This window comes from Limnohabitans sp. TS-CS-82, assembly GCF_002943475.1.
The window spans coordinates 65,010-81,879 of sequence record NZ_PTQX01000022.1 but is presented as its reverse complement, the minus strand read 5'-3'; the positions used below and the strand labels follow the sequence as shown (position 1 = coordinate 81,879).

Below are 16,870 nucleotides of genomic sequence, written 5' to 3'. Positions count from 1 at the left end.
CCAGGACAGTCCACGTGTGCGTAGTGACGAGCTTCTGTCTCGTACTCAACGTGGGCAGTGTTGATCGTGATACCGCGTGCTTTTTCTTCGGGAGCCGCGTCAATTTGGTCGTAAGCCTTCGCTTCGCCGCCAAACTTGGCCGACAGGATCGTGGTGATCGCTGCAGTCAAGGTTGTTTTGCCGTGGTCAACGTGGCCAATCGTGCCGACGTTCACGTGCGGCTTGGTACGTTCAAATTTTCCTTTTGCCATTTCTTTTCTCCAAAGAGCAGTGCCCGTGTACAGGTTTTATGTCTGCACGATGCTGCTGATTCGCCCCGCACGGGTGACAGGGCGGCGCATCGTCGCAGACAGGGGCCGCTTGACGCAGCCCCATGGGGTTTATTTACTTGGCACGTGCCGCAACAATGGCTTCAGCAACGTTACGAGGCGCTTCAGCGTAGTGCTTGAATTCCATCGTGTAAGTTGCACGGCCTTGCGACATCGAACGCAGCGTGGTTGAGTAGCCGAACATTTCAGACAATGGCACTTCAGCTTTAATTGCTTTACCGCCACCGACCATGTCGTCCATACCTTGCACCATGCCGCGACGTGAGGACAAGTCGCCCATCACGCTACCAGCGTAGTCTTCAGGTGTCTCAACTTCCACAGCCATCATGGGCTCCAGAATCACGGGGCCAGCTTTACGGCAACCTTCTTTGAAACCAAAGATGGCAGCCATTTTGAAAGCCATTTCGTTCGAGTCCACATCGTGGTACGAACCGAAGTGCAAGGTGACCTTGACGTCAACGACTGGATAGCCAGCCAACACGCCTTGACCCAACGCTTCGATCACGCCTTTTTCAACCGCAGGGATGTATTCGCGAGGAACCACACCACCCTTGATCGCGTCCACGAACTCGAAGCCTTTGCCAGCTTCTTGAGGCTCAACCTTGAGCACCACGTGACCGTACTGGCCTTTACCGCCAGACTGACGCACGAACTTGCCTTCAGCATCTTCAACGGTCTTGCGGATGGTCTCGCGGTAAGCCACTTGAGGCTTGCCCACGTTGGCTTCCACGCCGAATTCGCGCTTCATGCGGTCGACAATAATTTCCAAGTGCAATTCGCCCTGACCACCAATGATGGTCTGGCCAGATTCTTCGTCGGTTTGCACGCGGAAAGAAGGATCTTCTGCAGCCAAACGCGACAAAGCCATGCCCATTTTTTCTTGGTCAGCTTTTGTCTTTGGCTCAACAGCTTGGCGAATCACGGAGTCAGGGAACACCATGCGCTCCAAGGTGATCACGGCTGCTGGATCGCACAAAGTCTCACCCGTGGTCACGTCTTTCAAACCCACGCAAGCAGCGATGTCGCCGGCACGGATTTCGTCGACTTCTTCACGGTTGTTGGCGTGCATCTGCACGATACGACCGATACGCTCTTTCTTGCCACGCACAGGGTTGTAGACGGTGTCGCCCTTTTTCAGGACGCCCGAGTAAACGCGCACGAATGTCAACTGACCCACAAATGGATCGGTCATCAATTTGAATGCCAAGGCGGAGAACTTCTCGTTGTCATCCGCTTTACGGATCACTTCTTTTTCGTCTTCGTCAAAGCCCTTGATAGCTTTCACGTCCAACGGAGAAGGCATCAATTCAAGCACTGCATCCAACATACGTTGAACGCCTTTGTTCTTGAACGCTGTACCGCACAACATGGGCTGAATTTCGCTGTTGATGGTACGAACGCGCAGACCGTGTGTGATCTCTTCTTCGGTCAAGTCACCCTCTTCGAGGTACTTGTTCATCAACTCTTCAGAGGCTTCAGCCGCAGCTTCCACCATCTTTTCGCGCCACTCTTTAGCCAATTCCACCAAGTCAGCGGGAATCTCTTCGAAAGTGAACTTCATACCTTGAGACGCTTCGTCCCAAATGATGGCTTTCATTTTGCGGAGGTCAACCACGCCGGTGAAGTTTTCTTCAGCGCCGATTGGGATCACGATTGGCACTGGATTGGCCTTCAGGCGCAATTTCATTTGCTCAACAACTTTGAAGAAATTGGCACCGGTACGGTCCATCTTGTTCACAAAGGCCAAACGTGGCACTTTGTACTTGTTAGCTTGACGCCACACGGTTTCGGATTGGGGCTGAACGCCACCCACCGCACAGTAAACCATGCAAGCACCGTCGAGCACGCGCATGGAACGCTCAACTTCAATCGTGAAGTCAACGTGGCCAGGGGTGTCAATGATGTTGATGCGGTGGTCAGCGAAAGAGCCATCCATGCCCTTCCAGAAACAAGTGGTGGCAGCAGAAGTGATCGTGATGCCACGCTCTTGCTCTTGCTCCATCCAGTCCATGGTGGCAGCGCCATCATGCACTTCACCGATCTTGTGGTTCACACCGGTGTAAAAAAGAATACGCTCTGTCGTGGTGGTCTTACCAGCGTCAATGTGCGCTGAAATACCAATATTGCGATAGCGCTCAATGGGGGTATTGCGAGCCATTTTTTACCTTTGAATTTAGAAGCGGAAGTGGCTAAACGCCTTGTTGGCTTCAGCCATGCGGTGAACTTCGTCACGCTTTTTCATAGCACCGCCACGGCCTTCAGAGGCTTCCAGCAACTCGTTAGCCAAGCGCAAAGCCATAGACTTTTCACCGCGCTTGCGAGCGGCTTCTTTGAGCCAACGCATGGACAAAGCCAAGCGACGCACAGGACGCACCTCAACAGGCACTTGGTAGTTAGCGCCACCCACACGGCGGGACTTAACTTCCACCATAGGCTTGACGTTGTTGATAGCAACGGAGAACAACTCGACGGGGTCTTTGCCCGACTTTTGCTCGATTTGCTCCAGAGCACCGTAAATGATGCGCTCAGCAACCGCTTTTTTGCCGCCTTCCATGATCACGTTCATGAATTTAGACAGCTCGACATTGCCGTACTTTGGATCCGGCAGGATTTCACGTTTAGGGACTTCGCGACGACGTGGCATATTTCACCTCTTATTTGCTTCAGTTGGCATCTTCTTAAGACACCGCAAAAACCATTTTGGTTTTCACTTACTCGACCCACAGCGGGTCACTACGCCGATTCACCGCGCCACGCGGGAAACAGCACCTGTTTGGTCAAAGACCAGTTGCTTACTTAGCCTTAGGCTTTTTAGCGCCGTACTTAGAACGCGATTGCTTGCGATCTTTCACGCCTTGCAAATCGAGCGAACCGCGCACGATGTGGTAACGCACACCTGGCAAGTCTTTCACACGACCACCGCGCACGAGCACAACGCTATGTTCTTGCAAGTTGTGGCCTTCACCGCCGATGTACGAAATGACTTCGAAACCGTTGGTCAAGCGAACTTTAGCAACTTTACGCAGCGCAGAGTTAGGCTTTTTAGGTGTCGTTGTGTAGACACGGGTACAGACGCCGCGGCGTTGCGGCGAGTTTTGCATCGCAGGGCTTTTGGACTTAGTCGTTTCGACTTCGCGCCCCTGACGCACCAGTTGATTGATGGTTGGCATTGAAAAACGTCCCTAAACGTTTGAATTAAAAAAGAAAACGTGAATCCCTTCGGAAATTCCGAAAAGCCTTCTAGTGTATCAGCATCCGACGAGACAGGTTATTTCACCCAAAGTCGTACCGAATCCCAGGCGCGGCCGACCAATCCGGCCTGCTCGACAGCCTCCAACGCGACCAAAGGCACATCGACCAAAGGCTTCTGATCGAGCGTGACTTTGAGGCTACCCACCACTTGGCCGCGATTGAACGGCGCCAGCAAAGGCTCGGGGCGCGCCACTTGGGTTTGCAGTCGCCCACCCGCACCCGCAGGCACTGCCACAACGATGGGCGAGAAACGACCCAGCTTGAGCGAACTACCACGCCCTTTCCAGACCGCAGGCGTCACCACCGCTTGACCGCCCTCAAACAATTTCACAGCATCAAACGCGGTGTAACCCCAGTTCAGCAGCTTTTGCGATTCCGTGGCACGCGCGTTCTCGCTAGACGCACCCAACACAATCGACAACAAACGACGCGGCCCAACACCGGGCGCATCACGCTTGGCCGTGGCGATCAAGCAAAAACCTGCCGCATCGGTGTGGCCTGTTTTCAGGCCGTCCACGCTCGGATCACGGAACAATAACAAATTGCGGTTGCTTTCGTTCGACGCGGGCGTCCCGGCATAGCGGTATTTTTTGATGGCGTAATAGCCCACGTACTCTGGGAAGTCTTGCATCAGACGACTGGCCAACACGCCCAAATCACGCGCCGTGGTGGTGTGGCCGGGCTCGGTCAACCCTTCGGGATTTTTGTAACCCGTGGCATTCATGCCCAACGCTTTGGCTTGTGCATTCATCATTTGCACAAAATGCTCCGCCGTGCCGCCGACGCCTTCGGCCAATGCCATCGTGGCGTCGTTGCCCGACTGAACAATCATGCCTTTGATCAAATCTTCAACGGGCACTTTCATCTTGGGGTCAATGAACATGCGCGAACCCGGCATCTTCCAAGCGCGCTCGCTCACGGGCATGGTTTGTTGCAGGTTGATCTTTTTAGATTTCAACGCATCAAACACCAAATAAGCGCTCATCAATTTGGTCAGCGACGCTTGCTCAATCGGCTTATCGGCATCCAACTCGGCCAGCACTTGCTGCGCGGTGACGTCAATCAACAAATAAGAGCGGGCAGCAATTTCAGGCGGCTGAAGCACTTGAGCCTGCACGCTGAAAACGGCCCCAAAGCCGATCAAACAGACAAAAAAGAAGGTGCGCAAAGTGCGTGTCATGGAAATTCCGAGTTGATTGAGGCCGCAACACACCGGTTTGCAGCAATGAGAAAGTCTGTATTGGGCGCCAAATCAAGGCAACTTGGCGCTTGTTGAGGTCATCAAATGCGCTTGACGCGCTCAAGCCTGCAAGTGGCGAACGACCAAATTCTTGAGAAGCGGCAATTGTCCATGAAAGAAATGACCGCCGCCGGGCACCACCGTGACGGGCAAGCTCTGCGGACGGGCCCAATCCATCACCGAAGCCAAAGACACGGTGTCGTCTAGCTCGCCGTGCACCACCAAGGTTTTGTCATGCAAATCAGGATGCACAGGCGCCACCGTGAAACGCTGAGCCGCCGTGCCAACCAACACCACCTTGTCGATCGTGCGATGGGCACATAGCACCGCCAAGGCATGGCTGGCCACGAACGAGCCGAACGAAAACCCTGCAATCGCCAACGCCCCCTCGGGTGCCACTTGGGCCACCACGCGCAACATGTCACGCGCTTCACCAGCGCCTGCATCGTGCTCACCGGCGGACGCGCCTACACCTCGAAAGTTAAAGCGCACCACGGTCCAACCGCATTGCACAAACGCGCGTGCCAAGGTTTGCACCACCTTGTTGTCCATGGTGCCGCCGAACAAAGGGTGCGGATGCGCCACGATGGCAACGCCACGCGACACACCCGCGGGCTCGTCACGCAAAGCCTCGATCGCCCCAGCTTCGCCGTCTAGCGTGATTTTTTGTGTTTGAGCGTTCATAGCGCGACCTCAGCGGCCCACGTTGGCAGGCACCAACAAGCGCTCTACCACTTGGCCGTTCTTCAGGTGGCTTTCCACGATCTCGGCCACATCGGTTTTGTCCACAAAGCTGTACCAAACGCCCTCGGGGTACACCACCGCGACAGGGCCGCCCGCGCAGCGGTCCAAACAGCCCGCTTTGTTCACGCGTACGCCGCCGGGCCCAGCCAGACCAGCGGCTTTGACTTCCGATTTGCATTGCTCAAACGCGGCTTGTGCGCCTTGCTGACCACAGCAAGACTCCCCGTTCTCGCGTTGGTTGAGGCAGAAAAAAATGTGATGCTTGTAATAAGAGGCTTGTGTCATACCGTGATTCTAGATTTCCCCATGACGCTCTCGGCTGACGCGCGCCAATGCCCACACCAAAACCGCATAAGGCCACAACCAACCAAACCACTGCACCAAGCCATGAAAACGGATGAAACGCCCCAACTCCCACGTGTGTAAAACCTGCGCAAAGTAAGCACTCTCAGGCGATTGGTTCAACACACTTTGCTGCACCACCAAGATCAGCAACAAAAAGGCCGCGCAGGTGCGGGCGGGCAAAGTGGCAAACACCAGCGCCAGCACAAACCCCAAGCCCCAGCCCAGCACCACCGGCAAGCTCAGCCACGTCCAAGCGTTCACGGGGCCATACGTCAAGGCAGCGGACAAAGCACTCATGACCAAGCCCACCACGACCACCCACATGGCGTAGACGATCCGTTGCCCAGCGTGACGAATCACACCGAACCCCAGCAAACAAGGAATCAGCAAGCCCAGCATCACGCACAGCAACTCAGCGCCGGGCAGCAAAGGCTCCAACTCGAAGGCGCGTAGGGGAATCCAGTCGGCAAACGGTGTGGCATCAAATGCGCTGGTCAGCGCGTCTTCCACACGCTCCCAGACCTGTCCAAGCCCCAAAGGCACAGCGACAGGAAAGAGCAACGCCACCGGCCACATGGCCATCAGCACCAAGGCCATGTGGGCGTCGCGCACAAACCAGCGCGAGCGAAATTGGCTCCAACGGTGCAACAGCCCCATCTGCTCCAGCCCACTCGCCAACACCGCCCCCATCCAGCCGCCCGCTATGTTGAGCAGCAAATCCACTTGTGACGGCACGCGCGCAGGCAAATAGCTCTGCAAGCCCTCCATCGTCAAAGACAACAAAGCCGCCGCCAAAGTCGCGGGCCACACCACGGCACCACGCCACCCCATGCGCATGCCGCTCAGGGTCAAGAAAAAGCCTAAAGGCGCGTAGCCCAACACGTTGGAGGCCACATCAAACCAGGTCCAGTATTTCGGCCACGGCGCGCCCAGAAATGCCCAAGGCGCAATCCCTTGGTCGCGCCACTGGTCAAACGGATACAGACTGGCGTAGACGATCAACGCCACGCACAGCTGCGACAAAGGCCATGCTGAAGTCTTACGCATGGGCCCGCTTTCCCTTTAAAAGGGTTTGACCACCACCAAGATCACCGCCACGGTCAACAGCACCACGGGGACCTCGTTGAACCAGCGGTACCAAACGTGACCGCGCGTGTTGGCATGCGCCTCAAATTTACGCAACAACAGCCCGCAGCCGTGGTGGTAGCCCAGCGCCAGCAACACCACCGTCAACTTGGCGTGCATCCAACCGTTGCCAGGCCCTTTGCCAATGCCATAGCCCAACCAAAGCACGAGGCCCAAGCCCACCGCGGGCACCATCAACAAGGTGGTGAAGCGCATCAACTTACGCGCCATCAACAGCAAGCGCGCCTCTTCGGCCACCGACTCGACAGGCACCTGCGCCAAATTGACAAAAATTCGGGGCAAATAAAACAAACCGGCGAACCAGCTGGCCACGAAAACGATGTGAAAGGTTTTGATCCAAAGCATGACGGCAGTTTAGCCGTGCTCACAGAAGACAGTGATACACCAAGGCTTAAGGCACAATTTTGGGCATGCAACACCCATTCGCCTCCTTCCCCGCCAATCGCCCTCGCCGTCTGCGCCGTGACGACTTCACCCGCCGCTTGGTGCGCGAACACGCCTTGAGCGTGAACGACTTGATCTACCCCGTCTTCGTGCTCGAAGGCGAAAAGCGCCGCGAGGCCGTGGGTTCCATGCCCGGCGTCGAGCGCCTGAGCTTGGACTTGCTGCTGCCTGTGGCCGAAGAGTGTGTGAAGCTGGGCATCCCCGTGATGGCCTTGTTCCCCGTCATCAGCGGGCACCTCAAAACACCCGATGGCATTGAGGCCACCAACCCCGACGGCCTCGTGCCGCATGTGGTGCGTGAGCTCAAAAAACGTTTCCCCGAACTCGGCGTGATGACCGATGTGGCGCTCGACCCCTTCACCAGCCACGGCCAAGACGGCTTGCTGGACGAAACCGGCTACATCTTGAACGACGTCACCACCGAGATGCTGGTCAAACAAGCCCTGACCCAAGCCGACGCAGGCGTGGACATCGTGGCGCCCAGCGACATGATGGATGGCCGCATCGCGGCCATTCGCCAAGCCCTCGAAGCGAAGGGCCACATTCACACCCGCATCATGGCCTACAGCGCCAAATACGCCAGCGCGTTTTACGGCCCCTTCCGCGATGCGGTCGGCTCAGCCGCCAACTTGGGCAAGAGCGACAAGAAGTCCTACCAAATGGACCCCGGCAACACCGACGAAGCCCTGCGCGAAGTGGCACTGGACATCGCTGAAGGCGCCGACATGGTGATGGTCAAACCCGGCATGCCCTACCTCGATGTGGTGCGCCGCGTGAAAGACGAATTCAAAGTGCCCACCTTCGCCTACCAAGTCAGCGGCGAATACGCCATGCTCAAGGCAGCCGCACAAAACGGCTGGCTCGACCACGACGCAGTGATGATGGAAAGCTTGCTCGCCTTCAAACGCGCAGGCGCAGACGGCGTGTTGACTTACTTTGCCATCGACGCAGCCAAGAAAATTCGCCAAGGCTGATCGCTGGGCGCTCGCCCAGCGAAATTTTGTGGCGAGGTCTTGCGTCTAGACCTCGCCAACACCCATCAAGCCCCCAAGTGCTTCTCAAAAAACGCCAAGGTACGCGTCAGCGCCAGCTTGGCTGACGCCTCTTGGTACGCATCGCGGTGGTTGCAATTGAAGCCGTGGTGCGCGTCGTAGGTGTGCACTTCCACCTTCGGCTGAGCTTGGATGAAGGCCTGCACCGTGTCCATCGGAATCCAACCGTCTTGCTCGGCGAAATGCGCCAGCACTGGACAATGCGGTTGACGCACGCGCTCCGCCTCAGAGGTCGAGCCGCCACCGTAGTAGGGCACCGCCGCGCTCAAGCCTTTGACTTGCGCGGCCGCACGCCACGTCAGCAAACCGCCCCAGCAATAGCCCACGATGCCGACTTTGCCGCCTGACGTTTTGGCGGCGTAATCGACCGCCGCTTGAATGTCGGCCAACACACCGGGCTCTGGCAACGCTTCAACGGCGGCCTTGAGCGCCATGCCCGCTTGCATGTCGTCTGCGGTGTAGCCCAGTTCCACGCCCGTTTTGGCGCGATGAAACGTCGCGGGGGCCACCGCCAAGTAACCGGCCGCCGCATAGCCATCGGCCACTTCGCGGATGTGCGCATTCACGCCAAAAATCTCTTGCACCACCACGACAGCGCCTTTGGGTTGACCTGTCGGCGTGGCCACGTAGGCGGGAAATTCAAAGCCGTCGGCGGCTGTCAATGAAACGTTCATGAATGAGCTCTCTGAAAATGAAATGAAACAGGTGTCCACGAGGTTACTCGCTCTGTGGTGCGTGACTGCTATGGTGTGAAAGTAAGCCTTTCCATTCCAGCACTTAGGAGACACAACATGAGCCCCGTTCTTTTGATCACTGGCGCCAGCCGAGGCATTGGTGCCGCCACCGCGCTCTTGGCCGCGAAAAACGGCTGGTCGGTGGCCGTCAACTACACCGCCAATGCCTTGGCGGCTGACGAAGTGGTTCGCCAAATTCGCCAAGCGGGCGGCCACGCCATGAGCGTGCAAGCCGATGTGGGCGACGAAGCCCAAATCTTGCGCATGTTTGAGCAAATCGACGCCAAGATGGGCCGTCTCTTCGGCTTGGTCAACAACGCCGGTGTAGTCGACGCCACCGCCCGCGTTGATGAGATGAGCTGGAGCCGGTTGGAACGCATGATGCGCATCAACGTGCTCGGCTCCATCGCCTGCGCCCGCGAAGCCGTGCGCCGCATGAGCACCGTCCACGGCGGCACGGGCGGCAGCATCGTCAACGTCTCCAGCGCCGCGTCGCGCTTGGGCGCACCCAGCCAATACGTCGACTACGCGGCAGCCAAGGGCGCGATTGACGCCTTCACCATCGGTTTGGCCAAAGAAGTGGCGGGCGAAGGCATTCGTGTCAACGCCGTGCGTCCCGGCTTGATTGACACCGACATCCACGCCTCGGGCGGCCTACCCAACCGCGTGAAAGACTTGCAACACTTGGTCCCCGCCAAGCGCGGCGGCACCGCCGAAGAAGTGGCGCAAGCCATTGTTTGGCTGCTGTCCGACAAGGCCGAATACACCACCATGAGCTTTTTAGACGTCTCTGGAGGTCGCTAATGTCCAAAACCATCAAACATTATTGGGAAGACTTCGCCGTCGGCCAAGTGCGCGACTTGGGCACCATCTCCCCCACACGCGAAGAAATCATCACCTTTGCCAGCCAGTTCGACCCACAGCCCTTTCACCTCGACGACGAAGCCGCCAAAGCCTCGGTCTTCGGGGGACTGTGCGCCAGCGGCTGGCACACCTGCGCCATGGCTATGCGCCTGATGGTGACCAACTTTTTGCATGAAACCTCCAGCCTCGGCTCGCCCGGGCTCGAAGGCATTCAGTGGCTCAAACCTGTCTTTCCAGGCGATACGCTGCGCCTGCAAACCACCGTGCTAGAAACCAAGCCCATGGGCAAACGACCCGACGTTGGCATGACACGTAACCGCTGGGAAATGTTCAACCAAAACGGCGACAAAGTGCTGAACATGGAAGGCTGGGGGATGTTCAGGCGGCGAACGCCGGCAACAGCTTGAGGTGCGCAAAGGCACAATAGCGGCATGCCAATTGACGCCCTCATTGCCCAGCTCAAACAACGCCTGCCCGCGCTGCTGGCCATCTATGCGTTCGGCAGTCGCATTCAAGACCAAGGCAAGGCGGCGCGCCCCGACAGCGATTTGGATCTGGCGGTGCTGCTTGAGGGCTATGCCGACCCAATCGCCCTCTTTGACCTATCGGGCGAACTGGCCGACATCACCGATTGCCCCGTTGATTTGCTGGACATGCGCGCTGCCTCCACCGTCATTCAATATCAAATATTGACCCACGGCACCGCTTGGTGGCGCAGAGATGTGCGGGCTGGTTTGTTCGAAGCAGCGATGTTGAGTGAAAAAATGATGCTCAACGAAGCCCGTGCAGAACTCATTCAAAACGTCAGTTCACGAGGGCGCGTGTATGGCCGATGATGTCTTGCTCAACAAAGCGGCAGCCATCGAGCGTTGCGTTGCCAGAGCACGAGAAGAATATGCCTGCGACCCTGCCACGTTTGCAACCAACTTCACACGGCAAGACGCCGCGATTCTGAACATCCAACGGGCCTGCGAAGCTGCACTGGACATGGGCCACCACATCATTCGCAGAGAAAACCTAGGGTTACCCCAAAGCTCACGCGATGTCTTTACCCTGCTGGCTAACGCGCACTGGCTGACGACCGAAGTGGCCGAGCCTATGAAACGGATGGTTGGGTTCAGAAACATCGCAGTGCACGAATACCAAACGCTGCAATTACCCATCACCGTCAACATCATCCAATCGCATCTAGACGACTTTTTGGCTTATAGCCGTCAGATGCTGCAATGCGACGGCACTCCGCGCTAAGTCGCAAACCCCTCCGCCAACCCAGCCCGCAAATGCGCCACCAACGCCGCCACCGCTCTAGGCACATGCGGTGCATACGGGCGAATGGCGTAAATCTCTTCGGCAAACGCCCCCACCGAGCGCCACGCGGGTAGCACGGGCACCAGCTTGCCTTGGCGCAGGGCGTCTTGGGCGCTGAAGTCGGGCATGAGGGCAATGCCTGCACCGGACAGCGCAGCTTCGCGCAGGGCTTCGCTGTTGTTGGCGGCGAAGTTGCCTGACACTGGCACGGTCACGCGCTCTTGGGCTAAGCGCTCTTGGCCGCCATTCGGGTTGTCGCTCGACTCGTCTAGGAGGCGAGGCTCAAAGGTCCAAGCGGGAGTGTCTTGTGAGCGGGGGTAGTGCAGGCAGTTGTGTGCATGCAAATCAGCGGGGGTTTGCGGCTCACCGCGTCGGCGCAAGTAAGCGCGCGTGGCCACCAACACGGTCTCGGTGCGACACAAGGCCCACGCCACATGGGTGTCGGGTGGGCGCGCGGTGTGGCGAATGGCCAAGTCAAAACCTTCAGTAGCCAAAGCGGTCAACCGATCTGACAGGTCCAATTCCAAGCGCACGTCAGGATAGTTCTTTAAGAAGTCTGCCAGCAGCGGCACCAGCTGCTGCCGCGCAAAGGCAACAGGCGCGGTCACGCGCAGCAAGCCACTGGGCTGGCCTGCCAAGTCTTGCACCTGCGCAAAGCTTTGGGCAATTTGCGCAAACGAGGCGCGGGTGTCGTCCACCAGCCGTTGCCCCGCCTCGGTCAGGCGCACGCTGCGGGTGGTGCGCTGCACCAGGGTCACACGGGCGGCGCGCTCCAGCTCGGCAATGCGTTGGCTCATGGCCGCCTTGCTCACGCCCAAACGTTCGGCGGCCGCAGTGAAGCTGCCTTGCTGGGCCAGCACGCTCAGCCAGTGCAAATGGCTCCAAAGCTCGTTGATTTTTTGCTCATCCATGCATAGATTGTTCACCATATTGAACAATCAATTCAAGTTTTGGCGCTTGTTCGCGTGAACAAGCCTGCCTACACTGCCCCATCTTTTCTATTTTTAGAGACATCTCATGACCCAACCTACTCACATCGCGCATTACATCAACGGCGCCGTTGCCAACGGCAGCAGCACCCGCACGCAGCCCGTGTTCAACCCAGCCACCGGCGCCGTCACCGGCAACGTGAGCTTGGCCAATGTGGCCGATGTCAACGCCGCCGTCGCCGCTGCGCAAAAAGCCTTCCCCGCTTGGGCCGACACCCCGCCCCTGCGCCGCGCCCGCGTGATGTTCAAGTTCTTGGAGCTGATGAACCAGCATAAAGACGACTTGGCCCGCATCATCACCGCGGAGCACGGCAAGGTGTTCACCGACGCGCAAGGCGAAGTGAGCCGCGGCATCGACATCGTCGAGTTCGCCACCGGCATTCCCCAGTTGCTCAAGGGCGACTTCACCGAGCAAGTGTCCACCGGCATCGACAACTGGACCATGCGCCAGCCCCTCGGCGTGGTGGCGGGCGTGACGCCTTTCAACTTCCCCGTCATGGTGCCCGCTTGGATGTTCCCCGTGGCCATCGCCGCAGGCAACACCTTTGTGCTGAAGCCCAGCCCCATCGACCCCACAGCCGCGCTGTTCATCGCCGATTTGCTGAAAAAAGCCGGCTTGCCTGATGGTGTGTTCAACGTGGTGCAAGGCGACAAAGAAGCGGTCGACGCGCTCTTGGTTCACCCCGATGTCAAGGCGGTCAGCTTTGTGGGCTCCACGCCCATCGCCAACTACATCTATGAAACCGGCGCACACCACGGCAAGCGCGTGCAAGCCTTGGGTGGCGCGAAGAACCACATGGTTGTCATGCCCGATGCCGACATCGACCAAGCGGTGGACGCCTTGATTGGTGCCGCCTACGGCTCCGCTGGCGAGCGTTGCATGGCCATCAGCGTGGCCGTGTTGGTGGGCGATGTGGCTGAGCGCCTGATGCCCAAACTGATTGAGCGCACCAAAACTTTGAAGGTCTTGAACGGCACCAACCTCGCCGCCGAAATGGGCCCCATCGTGACCGACGTGGCACACAAGCGCATCACCGGCTACATCGAGCAAGGCGTGAAAGAAGGCGCGCGCTTGTTGGTCGACGGCCGCAACTTTGACGGCGCAAGCGCTGGCGAAGGCTGCAAAGACGGCTTCTGGATGGGCGGCACGCTGTTTGACAACGTCACCCCCGACATGCGCATCTACAAAGAAGAAATCTTTGGCCCCGTGTTGAGCTGCGTGCAAGTGGCCGACTTGGCCCAAGCCGTGGACCTGATCAACGCGCACGAGTTCGGCAACGGCGTGAGCTGCTTCACCCGCGACGGCAACGTGGCCCGCGAGTTCTCGCGCCACATCCAAGTGGGCATGGTCGGCATCAACGTGCCAATTCCTGTGCCCATGGCATGGCACGGCTTTGGCGGCTGGAAGAAGAGCTTGTTTGGCGATATGCACGCCTACGGCGAAGAAGGCGTGCGTTTCTATACGAAGCAAAAGAGCGTCATGCAGCGTTGGCCTGAGAGCATTGGCAAAGGTGCTGAGTTTGTGATGCCAACATCCAAATAATCGTTCCATCGACAACAGGGCGGGCAGGGGCACAACATGGCCCTGCCCGCCTTTTTGCCATCCACCGCAATGCCCCGCGCTACCATGGCGATTCATAACAACAAGCATTTAAGACAACCGTATGAGCGACACCCAGTTTGACTACATCATCGTTGGCGCCGGCACCGCTGGCTGCCTCTTGGCCAATCGCCTCAGCGCCAACGCCAGCAAGCGCGTATTGCTCATCGAAGCAGGACGTAAAGACGATTACCACTGGATTCACATTCCCGTCGGTTACCTGTATTGCATCGGCAACCCGCGCACCGACTGGCTGTTCAACACCGCCCCCGACGCGGGCTTGAACGGCCGCAGCTTGCGCTACCCCCGCGGCAAGGTGTTGGGCGGCTGCTCCAGCATCAACGGCATGATTTACATGCGCGGCCAAGCGCGTGACTACGACCAATGGGCCGACATCACCGGCGACGCCCGCTGGCGCTGGGACAACAGCCTGCCGTATTTCAAACTGCATGAAGACCACCACGCCGGTGCCAACGCCCTTCACGGTGCCAAAGGCGCACGCAGCGACATCTTGGTGGGCGACACCACGGTCTACGGTGAAACCTTGCGCCATCACATTGCAGGCGGCGAATGGCGGGTCGAGAAACAACGCCTGCGTTGGGACGTGCTTGATGCATTCGCCCAGGCCGCCGTGCAAGCTGGCATTCCTGCGACCGACGACTTCAACCGTGGTAGCAACGAAGGCGTGGGCTACTTTGAGGTCAACCAAAAGAGCGGCTGGCGCTGGAACACCGCCAAAGCCTTTTTACGACCCATGTGCTACGCACGCCCCAACTTCGAGCTGTGGACCAGCGCCCAAGTTGCCCACTTGCTGATGACCACCGAAGCCGACGGCACCCAGCGCTGCACCGGTGCCAAGGTGTGGACTGGCCAAGAGTTCGTGAACGTCACCGCCAAAGAATCGGTGGTGTTGAGCGCTGGCGCAATTGGCACGCCGCAAATTTTGCAGCTCTCAGGTCTAGGCCCAGCCGAGTTGCTCAAACAACACGGCATTGAACCTGTCATCGACCTGCCCGGCGTGGGCGCGAACCTGCAAGACCATTTGCAAATCCGCTCGGTGTTCAAGGTGCAAGACGTGAAAACACTCAACACCTTGGCCAACAGCTGGTGGGGCAAAGCCATGATCGGCATGGAATACGCGTTCAAGCGCAGCGGGCCCATGAGCATGGCGCCCTCGCAACTGGGCGCCTTCACCCGCAGCAGCCCCGACCAACCGTATCCCAACATCGAGTACCACGTTCAACCGCTCAGCCTCGATGCCTTTGGCGAGCCGCTGCACAGCTTCCCAGCGTTCACCGCCAGCGTGTGCAACCTGAACCCGACCAGCCGAGGCACGGTCAACATCACCAGTGCCAACTTCGCCGACGCGCCCAAAATTGCGCCAAACTACTTGAGCACCCCTGAAGACCGCAAGGTGGCCGCTGACTCGCTGCGCGTAACCCGCCGCATCGCCGCCCAACCCGCGCTCGCCAAGTACAAGCCCGAAGAGTTCAAGCCCGGCGTGCAATACCAAAGCGACGACGACTTGGCGCGTTTGGCGGGCGACATTGCCACCACCATCTTCCACCCCGTGGGCACGGCGCGCATGGGCCGCTTGGACGATGTGATGGCCGTGGTCGATCCCGAGCTGCGTGTGCGTGACGGACGCGGCGGCGTGGTGCGCGGTCTGCGCGTGGTCGACGCCAGCGTGATGCCCACCATCACCAGCGGTAACACCAACAGCCCTACGTTGATGTTGGCCGAAAAAGCGGCGCAATGGCTGGCCCACGACGCGTTGCTGTCAAACTGAACTTAGGCTGACGTTTGCCCGCTGAAATCGGGTTATTGCGCAAGGGAAACTCCTAGGGAATTCGAGGGCGAGTGGCCCTTACAGTAGTGGCACTCGGAGCCGCCAAAGCGCAGCTCAACGAGGGCTCGAGGAGACAGACTACAGACCCTTTTAAGGGTCGTTTTAGAGAAGGCACCGGCAAACACCGGTGCCTTTTGCTTTGTGGCTTTGACTTTGCAGTCTCGTCACGGCGACTTTCAAATCACAATCCCCTGCATGGAACTCCTTTTCGTCACCTTCGCTTCAGCTTTGGCTGGGTTTGTAGACGCCATCGTGGGTGGCGGCGGTCTGATTTTGTTGCCCGCCTTGTTTGCTGTCTATCCTTCTGGTTCGCCAGCAACGCTGCTGGGCACCAACAAAAGCGCCTCGGTCTGGGGCACCAGCTTTGCGGCTTGGCAGTACAGCCGTCGCGTGCAGATGCCTTGGCGCGTCATGCTGCCTGCGGCCGCCTTGGCGATGGCAGGCTCGTTCGCTGGGGCTTGGCTGGTGACGCGTGTGTCGCCTGAGTTTTTGCGCCAGTTATTGCCCTTCGTGCTGCTGGCCGTGCTGGGCTACACCTTGGTCCGCAAGGACATGGGGCAGCACCACGCGCCACGCTTTCGAGGTCGCGCGGAGTTGCTGGCGGCTTGCACGGTGGGCGTGGGCATTGGTTTTTACGATGGGTTCTTTGGGCCAGGCACGGGCAGTTTCTTTGTGTTTTTATTGGTGCGCTGGTTGGGCTACGACTTCTTGAACGCGTCGGTGGCCGCCAAGCTGCTCAACTTGTCCAGCAACGCCGCGGCCTTGGTGTTGTTCGCCCTCAAAGGTCATGTGTGGTGGCATTTGGCTTTGCCCATGGCGGTCGCCAATGTGGCGGGCAGCTTGTTGGGCACACGCATGGCGCTCAAACATGGCGCTGGCTTTGTGCGCGTGATGTTCATCGTGGTGGTCAGCGCGCTGATTTGCAAAACCAGCTGGGACGCATTTTTGCGCTGAAGCCATGTATCAAGCGATGG

The 16,870-nt window shown here is 58.5% G+C and carries 19 protein-coding genes; 8 read left to right on the top strand and 11 right to left on the bottom strand.

What is annotated here, in order from left to right:
* The 9 genes from C5F52_RS28185 to C5F52_RS28145 all read right to left on the bottom strand — a co-directional run.
* On the bottom strand, positions 1-251 hold a 251-nt coding region (locus tag C5F52_RS28185; protein WP_236658038.1), incomplete at its 3' end, for a GTP-binding protein.
* 133 nt (positions 252-384) lie between these two features.
* The gene (gene fusA / locus C5F52_RS28180; protein ID WP_104801692.1) at positions 385-2,487 is read right to left on the bottom strand and encodes an elongation factor G; all 2,103 of its coding nucleotides are present in this window, start codon (positions 2,485-2,487) and stop codon (positions 385-387) included.
* 15 nt (positions 2,488-2,502) lie between these two features.
* Positions 2,503-2,973: a 30S ribosomal protein S7 gene (gene rpsG / locus C5F52_RS28175; RefSeq protein ID WP_100134358.1), complete on the bottom strand. Its 471-nt coding sequence runs from the start codon at positions 2,971-2,973 to the stop codon at positions 2,503-2,505.
* Positions 2,974-3,121: 148 nt separating this feature from the next.
* Positions 3,122-3,499 carry a 30S ribosomal protein S12 gene (gene rpsL / locus C5F52_RS28170; protein ID WP_066708835.1) on the bottom strand — a complete coding sequence of 126 codons (378 nt, stop codon included), beginning with the start codon at positions 3,497-3,499 and terminating at the stop codon, positions 3,122-3,124.
* Positions 3,500-3,597: 98 nt separating this feature from the next.
* On the bottom strand, positions 3,598-4,761 hold the full coding sequence (locus C5F52_RS28165; RefSeq protein ID WP_104801691.1) for a D-alanyl-D-alanine carboxypeptidase family protein: 1,164 nt from the start codon (positions 4,759-4,761) through the stop codon (positions 3,598-3,600).
* 120 nt (positions 4,762-4,881) lie between these two features.
* Positions 4,882-5,505 (bottom strand): alpha/beta hydrolase, encoded by a 624-nt coding sequence (locus C5F52_RS28160; protein ID WP_104801690.1) that lies wholly within the window; start codon positions 5,503-5,505, stop codon positions 4,882-4,884.
* A 9-nt stretch (positions 5,506-5,514) separates the two neighbouring features.
* Positions 5,515-5,850, bottom strand: a complete 336-nt coding sequence (locus tag C5F52_RS28155) for a ferredoxin (RefSeq protein ID WP_104801689.1) — start codon at positions 5,848-5,850, stop codon at positions 5,515-5,517.
* Between the two features lie 9 nt (positions 5,851-5,859).
* Positions 5,860-6,957 (bottom strand): VanZ family protein, encoded by a 1,098-nt coding sequence (locus C5F52_RS28150; protein WP_104801688.1) that lies wholly within the window; start codon positions 6,955-6,957, stop codon positions 5,860-5,862.
* Positions 6,958-6,972: 15 nt separating this feature from the next.
* The gene (locus C5F52_RS28145; RefSeq protein ID WP_104801687.1) at positions 6,973-7,401 is read right to left on the bottom strand and encodes a CopD family protein; all 429 of its coding nucleotides are present in this window, start codon (positions 7,399-7,401) and stop codon (positions 6,973-6,975) included.
* Positions 7,402-7,466: 65 nt separating this feature from the next.
* Here C5F52_RS28145 and hemB point away from each other — a divergent pair, with 65 nt between their 5' ends.
* Positions 7,467-8,474, top strand: coding sequence for a porphobilinogen synthase (gene hemB, locus C5F52_RS28140; protein ID WP_104801686.1), 1,008 nt, complete (start codon positions 7,467-7,469; stop codon positions 8,472-8,474).
* 65 nt (positions 8,475-8,539) lie between these two features.
* On the opposite strand, the gene C5F52_RS28135 is transcribed toward hemB, so the two are convergent.
* Positions 8,540-9,226: a dienelactone hydrolase family protein gene (locus C5F52_RS28135; protein WP_104801685.1), complete on the bottom strand. Its 687-nt coding sequence runs from the start codon at positions 9,224-9,226 to the stop codon at positions 8,540-8,542.
* 117 nt (positions 9,227-9,343) lie between these two features.
* Between C5F52_RS28135 and C5F52_RS28130 the strand changes: the two genes are divergently transcribed.
* The 4 genes from C5F52_RS28130 to C5F52_RS28115 are packed head-to-tail and all read left to right on the top strand — an operon-like array spanning position 9,344 to position 11,398.
* Positions 9,344-10,090 (top strand): SDR family oxidoreductase, encoded by a 747-nt coding sequence (locus C5F52_RS28130; RefSeq protein ID WP_104801684.1) that lies wholly within the window; start codon positions 9,344-9,346, stop codon positions 10,088-10,090.
* Entirely contained in the window at positions 10,090-10,557 is a 468-nt protein-coding gene (locus C5F52_RS28125; protein ID WP_104801683.1) for a MaoC family dehydratase, read from the top strand. The genes C5F52_RS28130 and C5F52_RS28125 overlap by 1 nt, the downstream gene beginning before the upstream one ends.
* Before the next feature lie 24 nt (positions 10,558-10,581).
* Positions 10,582-10,986: a nucleotidyltransferase domain-containing protein gene (locus C5F52_RS28120; protein WP_104801682.1), complete on the top strand. Its 405-nt coding sequence runs from the start codon at positions 10,582-10,584 to the stop codon at positions 10,984-10,986.
* The gene (locus tag C5F52_RS28115; RefSeq protein ID WP_104801681.1) at positions 10,976-11,398 is read left to right on the top strand and encodes a DUF86 domain-containing protein; all 423 of its coding nucleotides are present in this window, start codon (positions 10,976-10,978) and stop codon (positions 11,396-11,398) included. The genes C5F52_RS28120 and C5F52_RS28115 overlap by 11 nt, the downstream gene beginning before the upstream one ends.
* Here C5F52_RS28115 and C5F52_RS28110 read toward each other — a convergent pair.
* Positions 11,395-12,369, bottom strand: coding sequence for a LysR family transcriptional regulator (locus C5F52_RS28110; protein ID WP_104801680.1), 975 nt, complete (start codon positions 12,367-12,369; stop codon positions 11,395-11,397). The two genes, C5F52_RS28115 and C5F52_RS28110, sit on opposite strands and share 4 nt — an antisense overlap.
* Positions 12,370-12,475: 106 nt before the next feature.
* Here C5F52_RS28110 and C5F52_RS28105 point away from each other — a divergent pair, with 106 nt between their 5' ends.
* The 3 genes from C5F52_RS28105 (at position 12,476) to C5F52_RS28095 (ending at position 16,850) form a co-directional block, all read left to right on the top strand.
* Positions 12,476-13,990 carry a CoA-acylating methylmalonate-semialdehyde dehydrogenase gene (locus C5F52_RS28105; RefSeq protein ID WP_104801679.1) on the top strand — a complete coding sequence of 505 codons (1,515 nt, stop codon included), beginning with the start codon at positions 12,476-12,478 and terminating at the stop codon, positions 13,988-13,990.
* 121 nt (positions 13,991-14,111) lie between these two features.
* Positions 14,112-15,836 (top strand): GMC family oxidoreductase, encoded by a 1,725-nt coding sequence (locus C5F52_RS28100; RefSeq protein WP_104801678.1) that lies wholly within the window; start codon positions 14,112-14,114, stop codon positions 15,834-15,836.
* 255 nt (positions 15,837-16,091) lie between these two features.
* Entirely contained in the window at positions 16,092-16,850 is a 759-nt protein-coding gene (locus C5F52_RS28095; protein WP_104801697.1) for a TSUP family transporter, read from the top strand.
* Positions 16,851-16,870: the final 20 nt, after the last annotated feature.